This window comes from Nonomuraea terrae (assembly GCF_044465245.1).
GTDB lineage: Bacteria > Actinomycetota > Actinomycetes > Streptosporangiales > Streptosporangiaceae > Nonomuraea > Nonomuraea terrae.
Genome location: NZ_JBITLL010000005.1, coordinates 442,025 through 460,679, shown reverse-complemented (window position 1 = coordinate 460,679; position 18,655 = coordinate 442,025). Strand labels below are relative to the sequence as shown.

Annotated in this window: 17 protein-coding genes; 11 read left to right on the top strand and 6 right to left on the bottom strand. The window is 73.5% G+C overall.

Annotated features, from left to right (window positions below; genetic code table 11):
* Nucleotides 1-13: 13 nt before the first annotated feature.
* Both ACIBP6_RS25910 and ACIBP6_RS25905 read right to left on the bottom strand, forming a co-directional pair.
* Complete coding sequence (locus tag ACIBP6_RS25910) at nucleotides 14-1,675, bottom strand: hypothetical protein (protein WP_397056107.1); 1,662 nt, start codon at nucleotides 1,673-1,675, stop codon at nucleotides 14-16.
* Nucleotides 1,672-2,898 carry a hypothetical protein gene (locus ACIBP6_RS25905; RefSeq protein WP_397056105.1) on the bottom strand — a complete coding sequence of 409 codons (1,227 nt, stop codon included), beginning with the start codon at nucleotides 2,896-2,898 and terminating at the stop codon, nucleotides 1,672-1,674. The genes ACIBP6_RS25910 and ACIBP6_RS25905 overlap by 4 nt, the downstream gene beginning before the upstream one ends.
* Nucleotides 2,899-3,063: 165 nt before the next feature.
* Between ACIBP6_RS25905 and ACIBP6_RS25900 the strand changes: the two genes are divergently transcribed.
* Genes ACIBP6_RS25900 through ACIBP6_RS25865 form a run of 8 tightly spaced genes read left to right on the top strand, consistent with a single transcriptional unit; the run spans nucleotide 3,064 to nucleotide 13,241 of the window.
* Nucleotides 3,064-5,166: a hypothetical protein gene (locus tag ACIBP6_RS25900; RefSeq protein ID WP_397056103.1), complete on the top strand. Its 2,103-nt coding sequence runs from the start codon at nucleotides 3,064-3,066 to the stop codon at nucleotides 5,164-5,166.
* A 12-nt stretch (nucleotides 5,167-5,178) separates the two neighbouring features.
* On the top strand, nucleotides 5,179-6,207 hold the full coding sequence (locus ACIBP6_RS25895) for an AAA family ATPase (protein ID WP_397056101.1): 1,029 nt from the start codon (nucleotides 5,179-5,181) through the stop codon (nucleotides 6,205-6,207).
* A complete protein-coding gene (locus ACIBP6_RS25890) occupies nucleotides 6,207-7,289 on the top strand; it encodes a DUF58 domain-containing protein (RefSeq protein ID WP_397056099.1) in 1,083 nt (360 codons plus the stop codon). The genes ACIBP6_RS25895 and ACIBP6_RS25890 overlap by 1 nt, the downstream gene beginning before the upstream one ends.
* Nucleotides 7,286-9,322: a DUF3488 and transglutaminase-like domain-containing protein gene (locus tag ACIBP6_RS25885; protein WP_397056097.1), complete on the top strand. Its 2,037-nt coding sequence runs from the start codon at nucleotides 7,286-7,288 to the stop codon at nucleotides 9,320-9,322. Before ACIBP6_RS25890 ends, ACIBP6_RS25885 begins: the two co-directional genes overlap by 4 nt.
* Nucleotides 9,319-10,290 carry a winged helix DNA-binding domain-containing protein gene (locus ACIBP6_RS25880; RefSeq protein ID WP_397056095.1) on the top strand — a complete coding sequence of 324 codons (972 nt, stop codon included), beginning with the start codon at nucleotides 9,319-9,321 and terminating at the stop codon, nucleotides 10,288-10,290. The genes ACIBP6_RS25885 and ACIBP6_RS25880 overlap by 4 nt, the downstream gene beginning before the upstream one ends.
* A gap of 58 nt (nucleotides 10,291-10,348) precedes the next feature.
* Nucleotides 10,349-10,924 (top strand): RNA polymerase sigma factor, encoded by a 576-nt coding sequence (locus tag ACIBP6_RS25875; RefSeq protein WP_132622428.1) that lies wholly within the window; start codon nucleotides 10,349-10,351, stop codon nucleotides 10,922-10,924.
* The gene (locus tag ACIBP6_RS25870; protein WP_397056093.1) at nucleotides 10,914-11,696 is read left to right on the top strand and encodes a CU044_5270 family protein; all 783 of its coding nucleotides are present in this window, start codon (nucleotides 10,914-10,916) and stop codon (nucleotides 11,694-11,696) included. The genes ACIBP6_RS25875 and ACIBP6_RS25870 overlap by 11 nt, the downstream gene beginning before the upstream one ends.
* A 54-nt stretch (nucleotides 11,697-11,750) precedes the next feature.
* Entirely contained in the window at nucleotides 11,751-13,241 is a 1,491-nt protein-coding gene (locus tag ACIBP6_RS25865) for a heparinase II/III domain-containing protein (protein WP_397056091.1), read from the top strand.
* Nucleotides 13,242-13,265: 24 nt separating this feature from the next.
* On the opposite strand, the gene ACIBP6_RS25860 is transcribed toward ACIBP6_RS25865, so the two are convergent.
* Nucleotides 13,266-13,709 carry a MarR family transcriptional regulator gene (locus ACIBP6_RS25860; RefSeq protein ID WP_397056089.1) on the bottom strand — a complete coding sequence of 148 codons (444 nt, stop codon included), beginning with the start codon at nucleotides 13,707-13,709 and terminating at the stop codon, nucleotides 13,266-13,268.
* 164 nt (nucleotides 13,710-13,873) lie between these two features.
* Here ACIBP6_RS25860 and ACIBP6_RS25855 point away from each other — a divergent pair, with 164 nt between their 5' ends.
* A complete protein-coding gene (locus tag ACIBP6_RS25855; RefSeq protein ID WP_397056087.1) occupies nucleotides 13,874-14,299 on the top strand; it encodes an SPW repeat protein in 426 nt (141 codons plus the stop codon).
* Nucleotides 14,300-14,469: 170 nt separating this feature from the next.
* Nucleotides 14,470-15,207: a Clp protease N-terminal domain-containing protein gene (locus ACIBP6_RS25850; protein WP_397056085.1), complete on the top strand. Its 738-nt coding sequence runs from the start codon at nucleotides 14,470-14,472 to the stop codon at nucleotides 15,205-15,207.
* A gap of 86 nt (nucleotides 15,208-15,293) precedes the next feature.
* Here the strand turns inward: ACIBP6_RS25850 and ACIBP6_RS25845 are convergent, their stop codons facing one another.
* From ACIBP6_RS25845 to ACIBP6_RS25835, 3 genes are read right to left on the bottom strand one after another with little or no spacing between them, the layout of a single operon-like run.
* Nucleotides 15,294-16,412, bottom strand: coding sequence for a magnesium and cobalt transport protein CorA (locus ACIBP6_RS25845; RefSeq protein ID WP_132622436.1), 1,119 nt, complete (start codon nucleotides 16,410-16,412; stop codon nucleotides 15,294-15,296).
* Nucleotides 16,413-16,444: 32 nt separating this feature from the next.
* Complete coding sequence (locus tag ACIBP6_RS25840) at nucleotides 16,445-16,924, bottom strand: nuclear transport factor 2 family protein (RefSeq protein ID WP_397056083.1); 480 nt, start codon at nucleotides 16,922-16,924, stop codon at nucleotides 16,445-16,447.
* 1 nt (nucleotide 16,925) lies between these two features.
* On the bottom strand, nucleotides 16,926-17,810 hold the full coding sequence (locus tag ACIBP6_RS25835) for an amidohydrolase family protein (RefSeq protein WP_397056081.1): 885 nt from the start codon (nucleotides 17,808-17,810) through the stop codon (nucleotides 16,926-16,928).
* Nucleotides 17,811-17,926: 116 nt separating this feature from the next.
* Between ACIBP6_RS25835 and ACIBP6_RS25830 the strand changes: the two genes are divergently transcribed.
* Nucleotides 17,927-18,625 carry a M50 family metallopeptidase gene (locus tag ACIBP6_RS25830; protein ID WP_132622440.1) on the top strand — a complete coding sequence of 233 codons (699 nt, stop codon included), beginning with the start codon at nucleotides 17,927-17,929 and terminating at the stop codon, nucleotides 18,623-18,625.
* Nucleotides 18,626-18,655 lie beyond the last annotated feature (30 nt).

Genomic DNA, 18,655 nt, shown 5'->3' with positions numbered 1-18,655 from the left:
GAGTCGCGGGCGGTCATCTGGCGGATCTGCGGGCGAGCACGGCCGCCGCCAGCGGTGTGCTCGGCCCCGCGGCCAGGATCAGCTCCTCCTGCAGGCGCCGCCGGGCCGCCGGGGTGAGCCGGTGGAACTGCGGCCCCGGCACGTAGCCGCCCGCCTCCTCGCCCGCCTTCACCTGTCCGAGCAGCCCGGCGTGGCGCAGCGTGCGCAACGCCGCCTCCAGCTCACCGATCGGGAGCTGGGTGTGGCGGCGCAGCTCCTCGACCGGCGTCGGGTGCGGCGACATCCACGAATCCTCGGGCAGCAGCCCTTCTGCCCGCGGGATCGCCACGGAGTGCACCAGCACGAGCGTCAGCACCGCCCGCTCGCTGACCCCCAGCCGGGTGCCGCCCGCCGCGAGCGCCTGGGCGGCGACGGCGTCGTCGTAGCCGGAGATCCAACGGTCGCGGTGCTGGATGAGCGTACGGCCGCGCCGGGCCAGCATCTCGCCCAGCGTGTGGCGCAGCGCCGGGTCGTGCAGGGCGGCCAAGCGCACCTCCTGCACCGGCTCGGCGGCGTGCTCGACCACCATGAACGCGGCGACCAGCTCGGCCCGGCGCCGCTCGTCGTAGCCGGCCAGCAGGTCGTCGAACTCGGCCGCGGCCGTCTCCACCCGGCCACCGCCTTCCGCCGCGGGGTCGTGCCCGGGCTCGGCGGGGCGGGCGGCGGCGACGATGTCGGCGTCGGCCACCACCGTGAGCTCGGGACGCTCGGGTTCGAGCAGGCGGCGTACCAGCTCGCGCAGCTGCGCGTGGGACTCGGCCGGCCACAGGGCGCAGCGCGGGCCGAGCGAGACCACGCCGTCGTCGAGCACGACCCACGCCGAGTCGTGCAGGCGGCGCAGCGCGCCGATCGCCCAGTTGCGCATCAGGTCGTCGGTGCGGCCGATCAGCGCGCGGTAGGTGTCGAGCACCAGCTCGACCGGAGCCGGATCGCCCGGCCACGGGTCGGCCGACAGGTCGTTCCAGCAGCACTTGAGCACCGCGGCCAGCACCCGCCGCGTCTCCCCGGACCGCTCCACGGGGACGGGCGCCACCTGGTGCTCGTCGAGGAGCGACGGCGTCACCCCGTCAGGCCACACCGGCAGCGCCTCCCCGGTGGAGTCGGGCCGCGTCAACCGCGCCATCCCGGCGGGCGCCGGCACCCCCGCCGCCAATCGGAGCGGCCCCTCGGCCCGCGCCCACACATGCGCGACCGCCCCACCACCGTCCACCCGCCGCCTCGGTTCGCGGCGCCTCTGGTCAGTCGCGGCGGCCGCCGCGCCGACCACCTGTGAGTCTCCGCCGTCGTCCGTGCGGGCCTTCCGGTCGGTGAGGTCGGCGGTTGCGCCGTCCGGCGCCTGCGGCCGGTCGGTGGGCGCGGTGTCGTCTCCGCCGTCGTTCGTGCGGCGCCTCCGGGTGGCGGGGGCGGCGGTTGCGGCGCTGATCCCCGCGTCCGGGTGGGTGGCGGTTGCGGCGCTGATCCCCGCGTCCGGGTGGGTGGTGGTTGCGGCGCTGATCCCCGCGTCCGGGTGGGTGGCGGTTGCGGCGCTGATCCTCGCGTCAGGGCCGGCGGCGGGCGGAGCGTCGGCCGGGCCCGGGTGGTGGTTGGGGTCGGCAGGGGTGGCGTCGTCGGGCCCCGCGGGGTGGATCGGGGTCATCGGGTGCGCTCCAGGTGGCCGTGGGAGAGCCAGGCGGGCTCGCGATCCGGGTCGATCGTCAGCCCGTCGGACCACGTCAGCCGGTAGGGCAGCTCCGGACGCAGGTCGACGGCCGTCAGGTCGGCGAGGACGCGCCGCGCCGACGGCCAGTCGGGCCCGAGCACGTCGGCCAGCGACACCCGCCGCGCCTCGCCCAGCAGCGACTCGGCGACCTCCCTCAGCCGATCGAGGGCGGCGTCGGGCGAGGAGTCGAGTGCGGAGCCCGGCCCGGGGTCGGGCAGGGCGGAACGCGGAGGAGTGGGCTGGGCGGGCGCCGGGCGCGGGGCCTCGTCGACGGCGCGGGCGATGGCGGCCGGATCGTGCCACGGCGCGGGCGCGTCGAAGACGAACCCGTCGAGCACCGCCGCCAGCCGCTCACGCGAGGCCGTCTGCGAGAACGTCCGCCACGTCTCCGACGGCAGCAGCGTCAGGTTGCGCGTGGTGCCGGCGGAGTCGGCCAGCCGGCCCGCGGCCCGGCGCGAGGCGTCGCTGTAGGCGTAGATCGCCGCTCGCAGGTCGGTGCAGACCCGGTCGAGCTCCGGCCAGCGGGTCAGGATGGTGGCGTGCAGCCCCTGGGCCCGCCGCGCGATCTCCTCGGTGCCCCACAGCTTGGGCGCCTGCTCGCGCAGCTCCTCGATGGTGCCCGTGGTGAGCGTGATCAGCTCCAGCGCCCACAGCCGGAACGCCCGCGCCAGGTTGACCGCGCTCTGCCGGGCCTCCTCCATCGTGGTGCGGGGGTCGGCGACGTTGAGGTCTTCGAGGGCGAGCAGCCGGTGCATCTCGGACTGGCCGCCGTCGTCCATCATCCGCCGGATGAACATCAGGCCCACCACGCTGGTGAACGACGCGCGGTAACGCAGCTGGTTGGGCTTGGGGAACACCTCGCGGATCGCGCCGAGCCCCTTGAGCACGCGCAGCCGGTTGTCGAACTGGTCGGCCGGGTAGGCGCGGCAGGCGAAGCGCATCTGCTCGTGGGTCAGCCACTCCTCGCCCGCCTCGGCGAAGGCGGTGAAGAGCGTCTCGGCGATGTCGACCAGGACCGGGTCGTCGACCACGGCCCCGCTGTCGCGGGCCAGCGCGGCGAACATGCGGCGGTAGGTCGACAGCACCGCCTCGTCGGTGAGGGCGGCGTCGAGCGTCAGCGGCTGGTCGGCGAGCTGATCGGACAGGGCCTGTTCGGACACGGCCTCTAAGGTACGGCTTCACACCGACACTCTGGGCCCGCCGCCACCATCGCCCCCATTGCTACCAGTCAGTAGGCGCGCATGAGTGATGAGTGACCGCTAGGGTGATGCCCGGTGAAGAGGGGGCAAAGGCTCAGCAAGCGTACATACCGGGGTGAATGAGGGGTGCGGACGCACAGGCTCCGCGGAGACAAGGCCACTGCGGTGATCGCGGGAGCGGCGGCGGTCGTCCTGGTCGCGGTGGCCGTGTGGTTCGGCGTGGGCGTCTCGAGCGCCAATCCCCGGCTGGCCGACGTCGGCGCCTGGCTGTGGACTTCCGCCAGGGGCAAGCTGGTGCACGTCAACGGCCTGTCCGGCGAGGTGGACGGCTACCTCGACCACAAGTCCGGCGCGAAGCTGCGCGTCGTCCAGGACGGCGGCCACGTGCTGCTCGTCGACGACGCCACCGGTTTCGTCAGCCGCATCGAGCCGGGCCAGCTCAGCGTGGCCCAGACCCGCGACTTCGGCGCGGCGGGCCTCCAGATCGCCATGTCCGGCGCGGGCGCGTACGCGGTGGACCCGGCGGCGGGCCGGGTCCAGCAGATCGACCCCGTCACGCTCGACTCCGTCGGCTCCCCGATCACCCTGCCGGGCCCGCTCGGCGCGGCCCGCGTCGACGGCGGTGGCCGCCTGTGGGTGCCGGTGACCGCCAAGGGCGAGGTCGTCCCCGTACGGGACGGCGTGGCGGCCGATCCGGTCAAGGTCGGTGAGCCGGGCGAGGAGCTGTCCGTGACGATCGCGGGCGGCCTGCCGGTCGTGGTCAACAGCCGCGCCGCCACCGCCACGATCATCGGCGAGGACGGCGGCGTCGGCGAGATCACGCTGCCCAAGGGCGTCGCGCAGGCCGGCAGGGGCGGCGCGCTCACCCCGGCCGCCGCGGAGGGCTCGCTGGTGCCGATCCTGGCCCCTGGGGACGCGGGCCTGCTCGTGGTGATCGACACCGGCTCCAACGCGGTGCTGAGCACGAAGTTCGCCGTCGAGGACCCGGCCCGGCTCGGGGTGCCGCAGGTGCTGGGCACCAAGGTGTACGTCCCGGACCGCGGCAGCGGGTCGCTGATCGTCTGGGACAGCGCGGCCGGCGGTCACCCCACCACGCTGCGGGTGGCCGACAGGCCGGGCCCGGTGGAGGTGTTCGTCAAGGACGGCCTGCTGTGGGCCAACGACGAGAACGGCGACAAGGCCGTCGTCATCGACCCCGAGGGCCGCAAGCACGACATCGACAAGGACGACTCCGACGTACCGGGGCCGACCAGTACGCCCAAGCCGAAGCCGACGCCGCGCCCGGACCCCACGCACCGCGACACCCATCCCGATCCCGGGCCCGTCGGGACCACCGCCGGGCCCCGCCCGGCCCGTACCGAGCAGGCCGAGCCGGCCCGCACGCCCAGCCGGAGCCCCACGCCGTCGCCCGGGGCGCCGTCCCCGCCCGGCGCGGTGACCGCCCGGTCGGGCCCGGGGAAGGTGACCGTGACCTTCAGCCCGTCCACCGGCGGGCGGGTGGAGCGTTACACGCTGCGGACGGCCGGTCAGGGTGAGTCCGTGCCCGAGTCGGTGGCCGCGGACGGGCCGTTCCAGTTCGAGTTCGGCGGCGGGGACTGCGCCCGGGAGTACACGTTCGTGGTGGTCGCGCACTGGGCGGGCGGCGAGGTGGCGTCCGAGCCGAGCGCCGGGGCCAAGCCGTGCGTGGCGCCCGGCTCGCCGGCCGGGTTCACCGCCAAGGCCAGGAACCGGGGCGCCGACCTGAGCTGGAGCGCGCCCGAGAACGCCGGCGACGGCACCACGTACGAACTGTCCGGCGCCGTCACCAGGAGCGGCGTCCAGGGCACCGCGCTCACCGTGGACGGGCTCGAGAACGACCAGAAGCACACGTTCACCCTCAAGGCGAAGAACGCGGCGGGCGAGAGCCCCGACGTGGCCACGACCACGGTGGACCTGGCCTATCCCCGGAAGGTGTACAAGAACGCCCACAACGATCAGACCAACACGAAGATCAACTCCTGCCCGACAGGCAACTGCCAGATCGGCGCCATCCCGCGCGGCGAGTACCGCGACCTGACCGTGATCTGCCAGGTCAAGGGCATGTCCGTGACCGAGACGCAGTCCGGGGAGACCAGCGACGTCTGGGACCGGATCGAGTGGAACGGCGGCGTGGCGTACATCAGCGACACCCTGATGGCCACCCCGCGAGGCGGGTTCCCCGCCACGCCGCTGTTCGAGTGCACCGACTGAGAAGGGGGCCAGGTGACCCAGTACACCTACCCGGCCGAGCCGCCGTACGGGCAGCAGGTCCAGCCCGTGCAGCCTGCCGCCGGGCAGCCGGCGCAGCTGGCCGCGCAGTTCGCGCAGCGCTTCCAGCTGCTGGCCGGCAACATCGAGCGGATCATCCGCGGCAAGCGCGAGACCGTCGAACTGGCCCTGATCTGCCTGTTCGCCGAGGGACACGTGCTCGTGGAGGACGTGCCGGGCACCGGCAAGACCACGCTCGCCCGCTCGCTCGCGGCCAGCGTGGACGCCGCGTGGCGGCGCGTGCAGTTCACCCCCGACCTGCTGCCCAGCGACATCACCGGTGTGTCGATCTTCAACCAGGCGCACCAGAAGTTCGAGTTCCACCACGGGCCCGTCTTCGCCAACATCGTGCTCGCCGACGAGATCAACCGCGCCTCGCCGAAGACCCAGGCGGCGCTGCTGGAGGTCATGGAGGAGCGCCGCGTGACCGTGGACGCCGAGCCGCACCCGGTGCCGCGCCCGTTCCTGGTGGTGGCCACGCAGAACCCGGTCGACATGGACGGCACGTACCCGCTGCCCGAGGCGCAGCTCGACCGGTTCCTGATGAAGATCTCCGTCGGCTACCCGCACCACGCGGCGGAGGTCGAGGTGCTCAAGGGCATGCCGACGGGGCCGCAGGTCGAACGGCTGCCGGTGGTCGCGCGCGCCTCGGACGTGTCCGGGATGATCGACTTCGCCGCGCGCATCCACGTGGCCGACCCGGTCTACGACTACATCGTGGCGCTGTGCGGCGCCACCCGTACGAGCCCGCGCCTGCGGCTCGGCGCCAGCCCCCGGGCCAGCCTGGCCCTGCTGCGCGCCGCGCGCGTCAAGGCCGCGGCGGCCGGTCGCCACTACGTGGTGCCGGAGGACGTCAAGGCGCTGGCCGTGCCGGTGCTGGCGCACCGCCTGATCCTCACCCCCGAGGCGGAGTTGCGCGAGATCACCGCCGCCGCCGTGCTCGGCGAGATCATCGCCGGGACGCCGGTGCCCCAGGCGGCCTGATGCTGACGCCGCTGGGCTGGGGGACGCTCGCCGGTTCCGTCCTGCTGTACGCGGCGGGGTTCGCCCTCGGCTATCGCGAACCCGTCGTGCTCGCCACGGGCGGCCTGCTCGCGGTCGCCCTGGCGCTGGCCTGGACCGCTCCGAAACCCCGCCTGGAGGTGCGGCGCGAGGTCACGCCGGTCAAGGTGGCGCGCGGGGACGCCGCCGTGGCCGTGCTCACCGTGACCAACCGGGGCCGCCGCGGGCTGTCGGGGCTGCGCGCCCGGGACCGGATCGGGGACGCCGAGCACACGATCGACGTGCCCGGACTGCCGAAGGGCGCGGTGCGCACGGTGTCGTACCCGCTGCCGACGGGGGTGCGCGGGGAGATCCCCGTGGGGCCGCTCGTGCTCGTACGGGCCGACCCGTTCGGGCTCGCCCGGCGCGTCCGCGCGTACGGCGCGCCCGCCACTCTGCTCGTCCGCCCCCGTACGGTCCCCCTGCCCGTCCCGCCCTCCGGCCGGGCCCACCACCTGGAGGGGCCGGCCGGCGACCACGCGCGCAGCGGCACGGTGACCTTCCACACCCTGCGCGAGTACGTCGTCGGCGACGACCTGCGGCACGTCCACTGGCGCTCCAGCGCCCGCACGGGAACGCTCATGGTCCGTCAGTTCGTCGACGCCGCGCTGCCGACCACGACGGTGGTGCTGGACACGCGCGGCCTGACCGAGCCCGCGGTGGACGCCGCCGCCTCGGTCGCGCTCGCCTCCGCCCGGGCCGGCTACCCGGCGGCCGTCCTCACCGGCGAAGGACCGCTGACCGGCGCCAGGGCGGACGCCGAGACGATCCTCGACCGCCTGGCGCTGGTCCGCCCGGGCACGGCCGGCGTCGCCGAGGCGCTGCGCACGGCGCGCGGCGGCGGCACGCTGGTGCTGGTCACCGGCGATCACTCGGAGACCGCCCGCGCCGCCGGGTCCCGCCGCCGCTTCGACCGCGTCATCTGCGTCCACGTCGGAGCCACTCCGCCGCCCGCCCCGCCGGGCGTCACGCTGGTGCGGATGACGTCGCTGGAGGAGCTCCCGGCCGCGTGGGGCGCCCGATGAACGTGTCCTGGCGACGGCTCGCGGGGCTGGGGCTGGGGGCCGCCGCGGCCGGGGTGGCGGGCTGGGGCTTCCACCGGGTCTTCCCCGGGACGGAGCTGGTGGCCGCCGTCGTCCCCGCCGCGGCAGGGCCCGCGGTGGTCGCGGCGTTCACGGGGCGGCGGCCCCTGTGGCTCGCGCTCCTGCTGGACGTACTCGTCTGGGTCGCCGGGACCGTCCTGCTCTACGGCGGCCTGGCGCCCACCCTGCCGGTGGACGTGGCGAACTCCTGGCAGGCCCTGCTCACCACGCTCCCTCCCGCCCAGCCCGAGCCCCAGTTGCTCGTGCTCGTCCACACGCTGGTCTGGGCGGCCGCCACCGCCGGCGCCGAGACCCTCAGCCGCACCGGGACCAGGATCGCCGCCGTCGTCCCCGCGCTCGTCGTGTTCGGGGCGGCGCTGGTGCTCGGCGTCGACGGCCCGGGCTCGAACATCGCCGTGGCGGGGGTGCTGTTCACCGTCGTCGCGGCTCTCGCGCTGCTGCGGGACGGCCGCTCCCCGGCCTGGTCGCTCGCCGGGGTGCCGGCGGCGGCCGTGCTGGCGGCGCTGGCCGTGCTCGCCGGTCCGCTGCTGCCCGTCGCCGCCCAGCCGTACAACCCGCGCGACGACGCCGACCTGCCCCCGCCCGGACGCGTGGACGGCGTCAGTCCGCTCGACCGCGTCTCGGCGTGGCTGCAGATCCCCGACCGCGAGCTGTTCACCGTCGAGGCCGACCGGCCGCTCAACTGGCGGCTGGCCGTGCTCGACCGCTACGACGGCGTGCGCTGGACGTCGAGCGCCCGCTTCCGCCCCACCGGCGGCACGGTTCCCGAGGGCGAGTGGCAGGGCGCGGCCGACGTCGTCCACCAGAAGGTGACCTTGGACGGCCTGCCCGGCACCTGGCTGCCCGCCGCCGAACGCCCCGAGCGGGTGACCGGTGTGCGCGGCCTGGGGGTGGACCCCGGCAGCGGCGTCCTGCTGGCCGCCACCGAACCCGCCGAGGGGTTCACGTACGAGGTGACCTCGCGGGTGCCCAAGCCGTCGAAGGAGGACCTGCTGGCCGCCACCCCCGTACGCGATCCCGCGCTGACCGACTTCCCCGACGGCCCGCAGGAGCGGCTCTTCCGCAGGCTCGCCGAGCAGGCCACCGAGGGCGCCGACGCGCCGATCGAGCAGGCCTACCGCCTGCAGAGCCACCTGCGCACCAACGCCTCCTACGACGTCACCGCGCCGCCCGGCCACTCGCTCAAGGGGCTGGAGTTCTTCCTGCGGACCACGCACCGGGGGACGTCGGAGCAGTTCGCGAGCACGTTCGCGCTCATGGCCAGGACGCTCGGGCTGCCGTCGCGGGTGGTCGTCGGATTCCGGCCGGGGGAGGAGTCCGGCGGGGTCTACCGCGTGCGCTCCGGGCACGTGATCGCGTGGGCGGAGATCAAATTCGCGGGGCTGGGCTGGCGGCCGTTCTACCCGACGCCTGGGCGCAGCGGCGCCAAGGACGACCACGAGGTCGTCTCCTCGGCGATCGAGGAGAGCGAGCAGCTGGAGGGCGAGTTCGCGCGCGGCGGGAGCGAGCGGCCGAAGGCCTCGCCGCCGCGGACCACTGCCGAAACGCAGGGCACGGCCTCACCCTGGACGATGGCCGCGGCGGCCGCCGCGGCGCTGCTGGTCGCGTACGGGGCCGCGGTGGCCGTGCTGCCGTGGTGGCGCCGGCGGCGGCGCCGTCGGGCCGGGGCGCCCGGGCAGCGGGTGCTGGGGGCGTGGCGGCAGGCGTGCGACGACCTGGGGCTGAGAGGCGAGCAGACGCTGACGGCGGCCGACGTGGTCGCCCGCCACCCGGGCGACATATCCGCCCACCTTCAGCCTTTGGCCGAAATTTCGAACTTCGTCCGGTACGCCCCTGACGCCGTCGACGACGAGGCCGCCACCGCGGCCTGGGCGCGCAGCGACGCCCTCCGCCGCGCCGTACGCGCCCGCACCCCCGTCCCCGCCCGCCTCCGTGACCGCCTCCTCCTGCGATGACCGCACCCAGAAGCGTCGAGGCCCAGCTCCTGCACCGCCCGCCGGGAGCCGGCGCGGGCGAGATCGTCCGGCGGCTCGGCGCGATGCAGGCCCAGGACGTGCCCTCGGCGCTGCTCGCCTTCCGCGCCCGTTCGGCCACCCTGACCGCGGCCGAGGTCGAGGACGCCTGGCAGGCCCGCGAGATCGTCAGGACGTGGGGCCCGCGCGGCACCCTGCACTTCGTCCACGCCGACGACCTGCCCTGGATCCAGGCCCTGACCGGCAGCCCGGCGAACACCCTGCGCCGCCTCGCCGAGGAGGGCGTCACCGGCGACGACCTGCTCGCCCTCATCACGGGCGCTTTGGAGGGGCAGGGCCCGCTGACCAAGGCCGAGCTGGAGGAGCGCCTGGCGGGCCGGGCGCGCGGCCAGGGCGTCGTGCACCTGGTGGCGCTGGCCGCCCGCCACGGCCTGGCCGTGCTGGGCCCGCTCCGCGCGGGCAAGCCCACGTACGTGCACGCCGCCGACTGGTTCGGCGCGCCCGTCGCGGCTGAGCCCGACCGCGAGCGCGCCCTGAGGGAGCTGGCCGTGCGCTACCGCCGCGCCCACCACCCGTCCGCCCCCGAGGACCTCGCCGCCTGGTCCGGGCTGCCGCTGGGAGAGGCCCGCACGGCCTGGCGCCTGACCGCCGCCGTCCCGCCGCCTCCCGAGGAGGAGCCCGCGGTACGCCTCGCGCCCGCCTTCGACGAATACCTCCTGGGCTGGCGCACCCGCGACCCGATCCTGGCCGCCGAGCACGCCAAGCGGGTCCTCCCCGGCGGCGGCGTCCTGCGTCCGGTCGTGCTGGCGGACGGCGTGGTCAGGGGCGTGTGGGCGCGCAAGGGCATCCAGGTGACCGTGACGCCGTTCGGCGACCTCCCCATGGACCAGCTCGACGCCGAAATGGCGGACATACGCCGCTTTTTCCAGAATTCTCAGCGGAAAGCGTGAAAGCGATCCGGTGTATCGGGTGATAAGAGATGACCACTGATACGTCGGAAGGCTGCACATGACGGGGGAGACCCTCGCGACCACGGTGCCGTGGACCGCCCGCGCACCCGGGGCCCTGGACACCGCCGACGCGTTCGCCGCCGTGTTCGACACGTACTTCGGCGAGATCCACACCTACGTGGCCCAGCGGCTCGGCCCCGACATCGCCGAGGACATCGTCGCCGAGACGTTCTTCACCGCGTATCGCAAGCGTGCCCAGTACGACCCGTCCCGCGCGGGAGTGCGCGCCTGGCTGTACGGCATCGCCACGAACCTCATCGGCAAGCACCGCCGCCTGGAGGCCCGCACCCTGCGCGCGCTGGGCCGCTGCGGCCCCGAGACCGACACGCCGGGACACGAGGAGTCGGTGGCCGTGCGCGTCAGCGCCCAGAGCCTGCGGCCGGAGCTCGCCGCCGCCCTGGCCGGGCTCGACCGGCGCGACCGCGACGTGCTGCTGCTGGTCGCCCTGGCCGGGCTCGGCCACGACGAGATCGCCACCGCGCTCGGCATCCCGTACGGCACCGTCGGCTCCCGGCTGAGCCGGGCCAGGAAGAAGCTGCGCGCGCGGCTCGGGGAGGTGCGCGTTGACGGATGACCTGATCCACGACCTGTACGGCGAGCCGCGGCCCGACCCGCACGCCCAGGCCAGGGTGTGGCGGCGGGTGACGGCCAGGCGGCGGCGCAGGCGGCTGTCGTGGCTGGCGATCCCCGCCGTCGCGGCCGCCCTGACGGCGTTCCTGCTCGTCACCACCGGCGTCGGCGACCAGTCTCTCTCCGGCCGCTCCATCCTGCTGACGGCCGCCTCCTCGGCCGCGTCGTCCACCTCGGGCGGCACCTACTGGCACGTCAAGAAACTGCGCGACGGCGCGGGTGTGAGCGAGCTGTGGGTGACCAGGCAGGGGGAGGCGTGGACCGCCGAGCGGGGCCGGGTCACCCGCGTCACCGGCCGGGCGCCGTTCAGCATGGCCGGACGCGATCTGACGTACGAGCAGATCAGCGCGCTGCCGTCCGACGCCGCGGCGCTGCGCGAGCGGGTGGCCGCGATGTTGCCGCCGGGCTCCGACGGGCTGCTCGCCGACGCGCTCAGCGGCCTGCTGTGGACCAAGCCGTCCGCGCCCGGCGTACGCGCCGCGGCCTACCGCGCGCTCGCCGACCTGCCCGAGGTCCGCTACCTGGGCGCCGCCACGGACGCGCGCGGGCGCGCCGGGGAGGCGTTCGCCTTCGACCTGCCCTCCGGCGGCCGGCGGACGCTGATCATCGACCCGGACTCCTCGCAGGTGCTGTCCTGCGCGGACAGCGGTCACGGCGGGCGCTCCGAGATCGTTCTCGCCGCCGGCTGGACCGACCAGGGTCCCGACCTTCGCTGATCTTCCCGACGCGCCGCGCGTGGGTCCCGCGCGCCCTGAAACAGGAGCCATGACGTGTTCTGGCGTGCCCGTACGACGTCAGGCAGGGCCATCTGCCTGAGCGACCAGTTCCCCTGGGCCAAGGTGGAGGAGGTGATGCGCGGCCTGGTGACGCTCGCCGGCCGGCCGCCGGTCCAGCTCGGCACGGAGATCGACTGGACCGCGAACCCGCACGGCAACCGCTCGTGGGCGCTGAACCTGCACACGCTGCGCTGGCTGGGCCGCCTGGTCGCCGAGTACGAGCGTTCCGGCGAGCGCTCTTGTCTCGACCGGGCCGCCGCGGTGGCCGACCACTGGATGCGGGCGAACCCGCGGGGCGGCGCCGGCGTCAGCCCGTGGGCGTGGGCCGAGCACGCGATCGCGTTGCGCGCCCCTGTCCTGGTGTGCCTCAGCGAGCACGTGCACACCCCGCGGCTGTGGGACAGCCTGGCCGAGCACGGTGAGCTCCTGGCCGATCCCGGCCTCTACCGCCAGGGCCACAACCACGGCCTCGACCAGGACATCGCTCTTCTCGTCGTCGCCTGCCGCCTCGGCCGGGGCCGCTGGCGCGACCTGGCCGTACGCAGGATGACGGCCTCGGCCGAGCTGGCCGTAGACGCGCAGGGCGCCCTGCACGAGCAGGCCCCCCGCTACGGCCTGTACGTGCACCGCCGCCTCGGCGTCGCCCTGCGCGCGATCCGCGAGAGCGGGGCCGAGGTCCCCGAGCGGCTGGTGGCCAGGCGGCGGGCGCTGGAGGCGTACGTCGCGCACGCGACCCAGCCCGACGGCCGCCTCGTCCCCATCGGCGACAGCCCCGCCGACGCCCGCGCGGACGGGTTCCCGCACGAAGGGCCGGCGGTGCGGGTCTTCGACGGCGGATACGTCTTCGGCAGGAGTGCGTGGGACGATCCGGAGTCCGCGTACTACTCGATCAGGTTCGGGCCGGGGCGGCGCCTGCACGGGCACGAGGACCACCTGGGCGTCACCTACTTCGCCGGCGGCCGCCCGATCCTGGTGGAGGCCGGGTTCCACTCCTACGAGCGCACCGGCTACGCCGACTGGACCCGCTCACCCGAGGCTCACAACATCCCCGTCCCGACCGGTGCGACCTTCCGCCCCGGCACCGCCACCCGCCTGCTCGACGCGCGCGTCGGCCCTGGTCACCAGTCGTTCGAGCTGGCCGACGACGCGTACGGGGTGCGCAGGACCCGCCGCGTGTTCGTCACCCACGGGTCCGGCATGATGGCCGTGCACGACCGCGTGGCCTCGGGGACCCTGCGCAGCCTGTGGCACTTCGACCCGGGCCTCAAGGTCCTCTCGCGTGGCGACGGGGCGGTGGTGCTGGGCGACGACACGGGCTTCCGCGTCACCCTGCTGCAGTTCCCGGGCGAGGGCCAGGCGGTACGGCCCGCCCTGATCTCGACGGGTTACCTCCGCACCGCCGAGTCCGTCACCGTCCTGTCCCCGGAGGCCCCCGGCGTCCTGACGACGGTCATCCCGCACACCCGTCACGGTTCCGGGACGTGATCGTCGTGACGCCCGGTTCACTCATCACCGTGAGCCGGCCGGACGAGCGGCGGGCGCCGGGTGCACCAGCGTGTCGATCAGTGGAGCCAGCCGCCGGAGCTCTTCCAGGTGGGCGGCGCTGAGCAGGGCCAGCTTCGCCAGGCCCGCCCGGGTCAGCGCGAGGCGTACCTCACGGCGATCCCCGCTCTCTTCGCGGGTGCGGCAGATGAGACCGAGCCGCTCCACACGGTCGGCCAGTTGTACGGCGCTGTGATGGCGGGTGCACAGATAGTCGGCGACCTCCCCGATGGTGGGCCCGCGCGAGTCGGCATGCCCGCGGATCGCCAGCAACAGTTGGTGCTGGGTCGCCGTGAGGCCGACGCGGGCCGCCTGCTGCTCGCTCCACCTCAGGAACCGGCGGAGCCCGGCACGAAAGGACAGCAGGTTCGCGTAGTCCCGCTCAGTGAGTCGTTCGGCCTGTCGCCCCATAACTCATAACCTCTCCTAACGTGATAATATCACACTAAGAGGTACAAATCGGGCGGCCTGGACGGAGTCGGCACGGGCCCGCGCCGTCACGCGCCGCGTCCGTGGCCGTCGTTCGCACAACCTCACGTACGCATGCCGCTGCATGCTCGAAGGTGGTGGAAGACATGGCTGGCGAGACCATGAGAATGCACCCCGACATCGCGGAACTACGGGCGAAATACGAGCTCGCCGCGGAGGCGCCGACCGCCAGGGCGGTCGCCGGGCTCACGTTCCTGGCCGGGCTCTACCTCGCGATGTCCCCGTGGATCGTCGGGTTCGACGGATTCACGACCTTGACCGTGACCAACCTGATCGCCGGAGTCGCCTTGGCGACGCTGGCACTCGGGTTCGCGTCCGCCTACGGCCGGACGCACGGCATCGTCTGGATCGCCCCGCTGATCGGCGTATGGACGATCATCGCTCCCTGGGTCGTCAGTGGCGACGTCGCCACCACGGCCACGATCTGGAGCAACGTCGTGACCGGCGTGATCGTCCTGCTCCTCGGGCTGGCCGAGATGTTCGGGTTGAACCAGTCCCGATTCCGCCGGTAACCCGTTCCCGCGCACTCCACAGGCGGAAGCCGGCCCACCGGCTTCCGCCTCGCCATGCGGCGCCGCGCCGCCTCCTGCCGGCTCTCGCCCCGCCGGCCGCCGAGACCCACGCCGGAAGCGACTTCCGGCTGCGCGTTGCGGGGATAACCCCATGGGGTTACAGTGGGGTTATGCCAAAGATCAACGTGTACCTGCCGGACGACCTGGCCGAGGCCGTGAAGAGCTCGGGGGTGCCCGTGTCGGCGGTCTGCCAGCGTGCGCTGGAGCAGGCCGTGCGCCGGGTGACCGCGATCAGGGAGACCGTTCTGACCGAGCTCGACCTGGAGCAGCCGACCGGCGCCCTGACCCACATGACCGCCAGGACCCGTACGGTGCTCAGGCTCGCCACCGAGCAGGCCCGCGCGGAAGGCGCCGCCGCGGTCGGCACCGAGCACCTCCTCGGCGGGATGCTGAGCGAGGGCACCAACCTCGCGCTGCGCGTGCTGGCCACCATGGAGATCTCCGAGAGCCAGATGCGTGCCGCGCTCGACCGGCACCGTCCCGCCGAGGCAGGCACGGGCGTGCCCGAACGGTTCGGCCCGCACGCCGCCGCCGCGCTCGAGCTCTCGGTCACCGAGGCCACCTCGCTGGGCCACAACTACGTGGGCTGCGAGCACCTGCTCCTCGGCCTCATCGCCGAGCCCGACGGCACGGCCGGCGAGGTGCTGCGCTCCCTCGGCGCCGACCTGCGCCTCACCCGGCGCGCCGTGTCCGCGGCCCTGGCCGGCTACGTCCACCTCCGCGCCCAGACCCCGCAGGCCGCGCCAGAGGCGCTCACCGAGCTGGTGACCGCCGCCGTCCGCCGCGAGATCGCCCCTTTCTCCGAGCGCCTCGGCGTCCTGGAGGCCCGCCTCGGGGAGGACGGCTGAGCCCCCGCCCCGCGCCCGCTTGGCAGGCGGTCGTCGTCCTCACGCTGCTGATCGGCCTGATCATCACAGCGTCGTGGTGAGCAGGGTCAGAGCCAGTCGCGGCGTTTGAAGACCGTGTAGAGCACCAGGCAGACGGCGCCCATCAGCATCAGCGCGAACGGATAGCCGAACACCCAGTGCGTCTCCGGCATGAAGTCGAAGTTCATCCCGTAGATGGTGCCGACCAGCGTGGGGGCGAACAGGATCGCCGCCCAGGCGGAGATCTTCTTGACCTCCTCACCCTGCCGGATGCTGGCCTCGGTCATCCGGGCCATCTCCTCGTTCTGGGCCTGCGTCACCAGCGTCGAGTTGACCACCAGGATGTTCTGCAACATCTGGCGGAACGACGAGATCCGCTCCGTCACGGTGATCGCGTGGTCGGCCACGTCGCGCAGGTAGCGCTGCAGCTCGTCGTTGAGGCCGTATTTCGGCGCCCCCGCGATGAAGCCGTGGACCATGCCCACGAGCGGCGAGGTCGCCCGCTGGAACTCGATCACCTCGCCCGACAGCTCGTAGACGCGCCGCGACACCGACGGGTCACCGCCGAAGACCTGGACCTCGATCTCCTCGATGTCCTTCTGCAGCCCGGCGATCACCGGCGCGTACCCGTCGACCACGGCGTCGAGGATGGCGTACAGGACGGCCTGCGGGCCCTGCCGCAGCAGCTCCGGGTCCGACTCCATGCGCCTGCGCACGCCCTGCAGGTCGGGCGCCTCGGCGTGGCGTACGGTGATCACGAAGTTGGGGCCGACGAAGACGTGCACCTCGCCGAACGCGACCTCCTCCACCTCGTCGAGGTAGCGGGCGGCGCGCAGCACCACGAACAGCGTGTCGCCGTAGCGGTCGGCCTTGGGCCGCTGGGAGCCGACGATCGCGTCCTCCAGCGCCAGCTCGTGCAGCTGGAACTCCTCGCCGAGCTTGACCAGCTCCCATTCCTTGGGCCGGTAGAGCCCGATCCAGGCCATGCTGTCGGGCATCTGCTTGAGGCGTTCGAAGGCGTCGGCGAGCGAGCCGGGGTTGTCGACCCGTTCGCCGTCGCGGTAGATCGCGTTGTCGATCACCGTCGGGCGGTAGGGAGCCTCCTCCGTGGCGCGCGGGTCCATCGAGTGCTCGGGCGCCTCTTCGCGTGCCTCGCCGCTGCGCCTGAACCCTCTGACCCTGGCCATGGTCTCCCTCCCGATGAGGACGATAAGGACGACTAGGACGATTGCCGGTCGTCGAGCTGCCGCGCCGCGCGTTCTCTGATCGTCCTGCGCCACATCGGCGTCCACCCGAGCACCAGCCCGTGCGGCCGGCCCAGTGCCATCTTCGACCATCGCTTGAAGTCGAACTCGTTGTGGTGGCGGACGATCAGGTCGTCCTCGAACCTGAACAGCGCGTCGATCTCGTTGACCACCTCGCGCCCGGTGCTGGAGAAGGTGTAACGGGCCGTCCAGTGCGCGGTGCCGGAGAAGTCGTCGGCGCGCACGTCGCGGTAGGAGGACGTCAGCCCGTTGCGTACGCCGAGCTGGATCCGCCACATCCTCATCACCCGGTCGCGCCCCTCGACCTCCTGGAAGATGGGATCGCCGAAACTGACCTCGGGGTGGTAGCAGCGCTCCATGGCCGCCAGGTCCGCGCGGCCCAGAGCGTCGAAGAAAGCGCTGATGAGTGCTACGTGCCGATCGTTCACTGTCATATCAGATCATGGCCATGCCATTGCTCCAGCAGACGGCCCGCAACCAGTCGTCGCCGAGGTCGAGCCGGGCCAGTGCGTCGAGCTGATGGGCATACGGGTAAGGGATGGTCGGAAAGTCGCTGCCGAGCACCACCTTCCCCGCCAAGCCGAGGTCAAGCAGCGCGGGCCGCAGTCGTTCGGGAAACGGCATGCCGCGCTCGGAGAAGTCGGTGAACGCCATCGTGGTGTCCAGCGCGACCCGCTCGTAGCGGGCGGCCAGCTCGAAGAACGGTTCGTACTCCGGCATGCCCATGTGCGCGATCACCACCCGCAGCCGTGGATGCCGGCGCAGCACCTCGCTGATCGGCTCCTCGCCGACGTAGCCGCCCGGCACGGGGATCGAGCTGGCGTGCACGACCACCGGCACCCCCGCCTCGGCCAGCGGCCCCCACACCTCGTCCAGCTCGGGGACGCGCGGGTCGAACCCGCCCACCTGCAGGTGCACCTTGAAGATCCGGGCGCCGTCGTCCAGCGCCGCCCTGACGTACTTCGCGACTCCCGGCTCGGGATAGAAGGTCGCCGACGGCAGGCAGCCGGGCGTACGGCGGGCGAAGCCGAGCGTCCATGCGTTGAGGTCGGCCGCCATTCCGGGTCTGTGGGCGTAGGCCAGGGCGGGGAAGGATCGCACGCCCAGCTCGCGCAGCCGCTCCACCCGCCGCTCGACCGGCCACTCGTACGCGATCGGCCAGCCCTCGCCCATGAGCGGGCCGCCGTGGTGGAAGTGGTGCCACACGCGGCGTTCCATCCGTTCGGGCAGGAAGTGCACGTGCAGGTCGATCAGGCCGGGGAGTCCCAGCCCCCGCCACCAGTCCGGCACGCGCGCGTCAGAATCCCGTTCCGTGACCACGGTGCAGACCCTACCGACCGTGCTCCCGCCGAACGGCGTGCTCCCCCCGGAATGCGGATAAATGCGCAGTCGTCCAGGAGCCGGGGAGGAGGCTGAGCGGTTAGGGTTTCTCCTCGATGGACAAGCTCTGGGCCCATTTGATCGATGTCCAGCCCGACCCCGACCCCTGGGTCGTCGCGGTCTCGGCGCTGGCCGCACTCGCGCTCGTCGGTTTCCGCATGCCCTGGCAGATCTCCCGAGGGCTGATCACGATCGCCCACGAGGGCGGCCACGCGCTGATGGCGCTGGTCACCCGGCGCAAGCTCGAAGGCATCCGGCTCCACTCCGACACCTCCGGTGTGACGCTGACCAGGGGCAGGCCCACCGGCCCCGGCATGGTGCTGACGGCGCTGGCCGGCTACCTCGCCCCGTCGCTGCTGGGCCTGGCCGCCGCCTGGCTGACCGAGCAGGGGCGCATCACGCTGCTGATCTGGAGCGTGCTGCTGTTCCTGGTCTGCATGCTGCTGCTGATCCGCAACCTGTACGGCGCGCTCATCCTGCTGGTCACCGGCGGCGCGGTGTACGCCCTGATCATGTACGCGCCGGCCGAGGCGCAGCAGGTCGTCGCCCTGGTGGCCGTGTGGTTCCTGCTCTTCGGCGGCATCCGGCCGATCATCGAGCTGCAGCGCAAGCGGCGCCGGCGGCAGGCCCGCGACTCCGACGCCGACCAGCTGGCCCGGCTGACGCTCCTGCCGGGCGGCTTCTACGTGTTCTTCTTCCTGCTGGTGTCGGCGGCGTCCGCGGTCTTCGGCGCGTACCTGATGAACCCCCTCTAGTATCGAAATTTCACACTAAACTCGCCCGCG

Coding starts and splice junctions, on each gene's coding strand:
- ACIBP6_RS25850 (WP_397056085.1), top strand. CDS start 14,470: ATGCCAAAGATCAACGTGTACCTGCCGGACGACCTGGCCGAGGCCGTG.
- ACIBP6_RS25880 (WP_397056095.1), top strand. CDS start 9,319: ATGACCGCACCCAGAAGCGTCGAGGCCCAGCTCCTGCACCGCCCGCCG.
- ACIBP6_RS25830 (WP_132622440.1), top strand. CDS start 17,927: ATGGACAAGCTCTGGGCCCATTTGATCGATGTCCAGCCCGACCCCGAC.
- ACIBP6_RS25910 (WP_397056107.1), bottom strand. CDS start 1,675: ATGACCCCGATCCACCCCGCGGGGCCCGACGACGCCACCCCTGCCGAC.
- ACIBP6_RS25840 (WP_397056083.1), bottom strand. CDS start 16,924: ATGACAGTGAACGATCGGCACGTAGCACTCATCAGCGCTTTCTTCGAC.
- ACIBP6_RS25860 (WP_397056089.1), bottom strand. CDS start 13,709: ATGGGGCGACAGGCCGAACGACTCACTGAGCGGGACTACGCGAACCTG.
- ACIBP6_RS25890 (WP_397056099.1), top strand. CDS start 6,207: ATGCTGACGCCGCTGGGCTGGGGGACGCTCGCCGGTTCCGTCCTGCTG.
- ACIBP6_RS25875 (WP_132622428.1), top strand. CDS start 10,349: ATGACGGGGGAGACCCTCGCGACCACGGTGCCGTGGACCGCCCGCGCA.
- ACIBP6_RS25885 (WP_397056097.1), top strand. CDS start 7,286: ATGAACGTGTCCTGGCGACGGCTCGCGGGGCTGGGGCTGGGGGCCGCC.
- ACIBP6_RS25845 (WP_132622436.1), bottom strand. CDS start 16,412: ATGGCCAGGGTCAGAGGGTTCAGGCGCAGCGGCGAGGCACGCGAAGAG.
- ACIBP6_RS25855 (WP_397056087.1), top strand. CDS start 13,874: ATGGCTGGCGAGACCATGAGAATGCACCCCGACATCGCGGAACTACGG.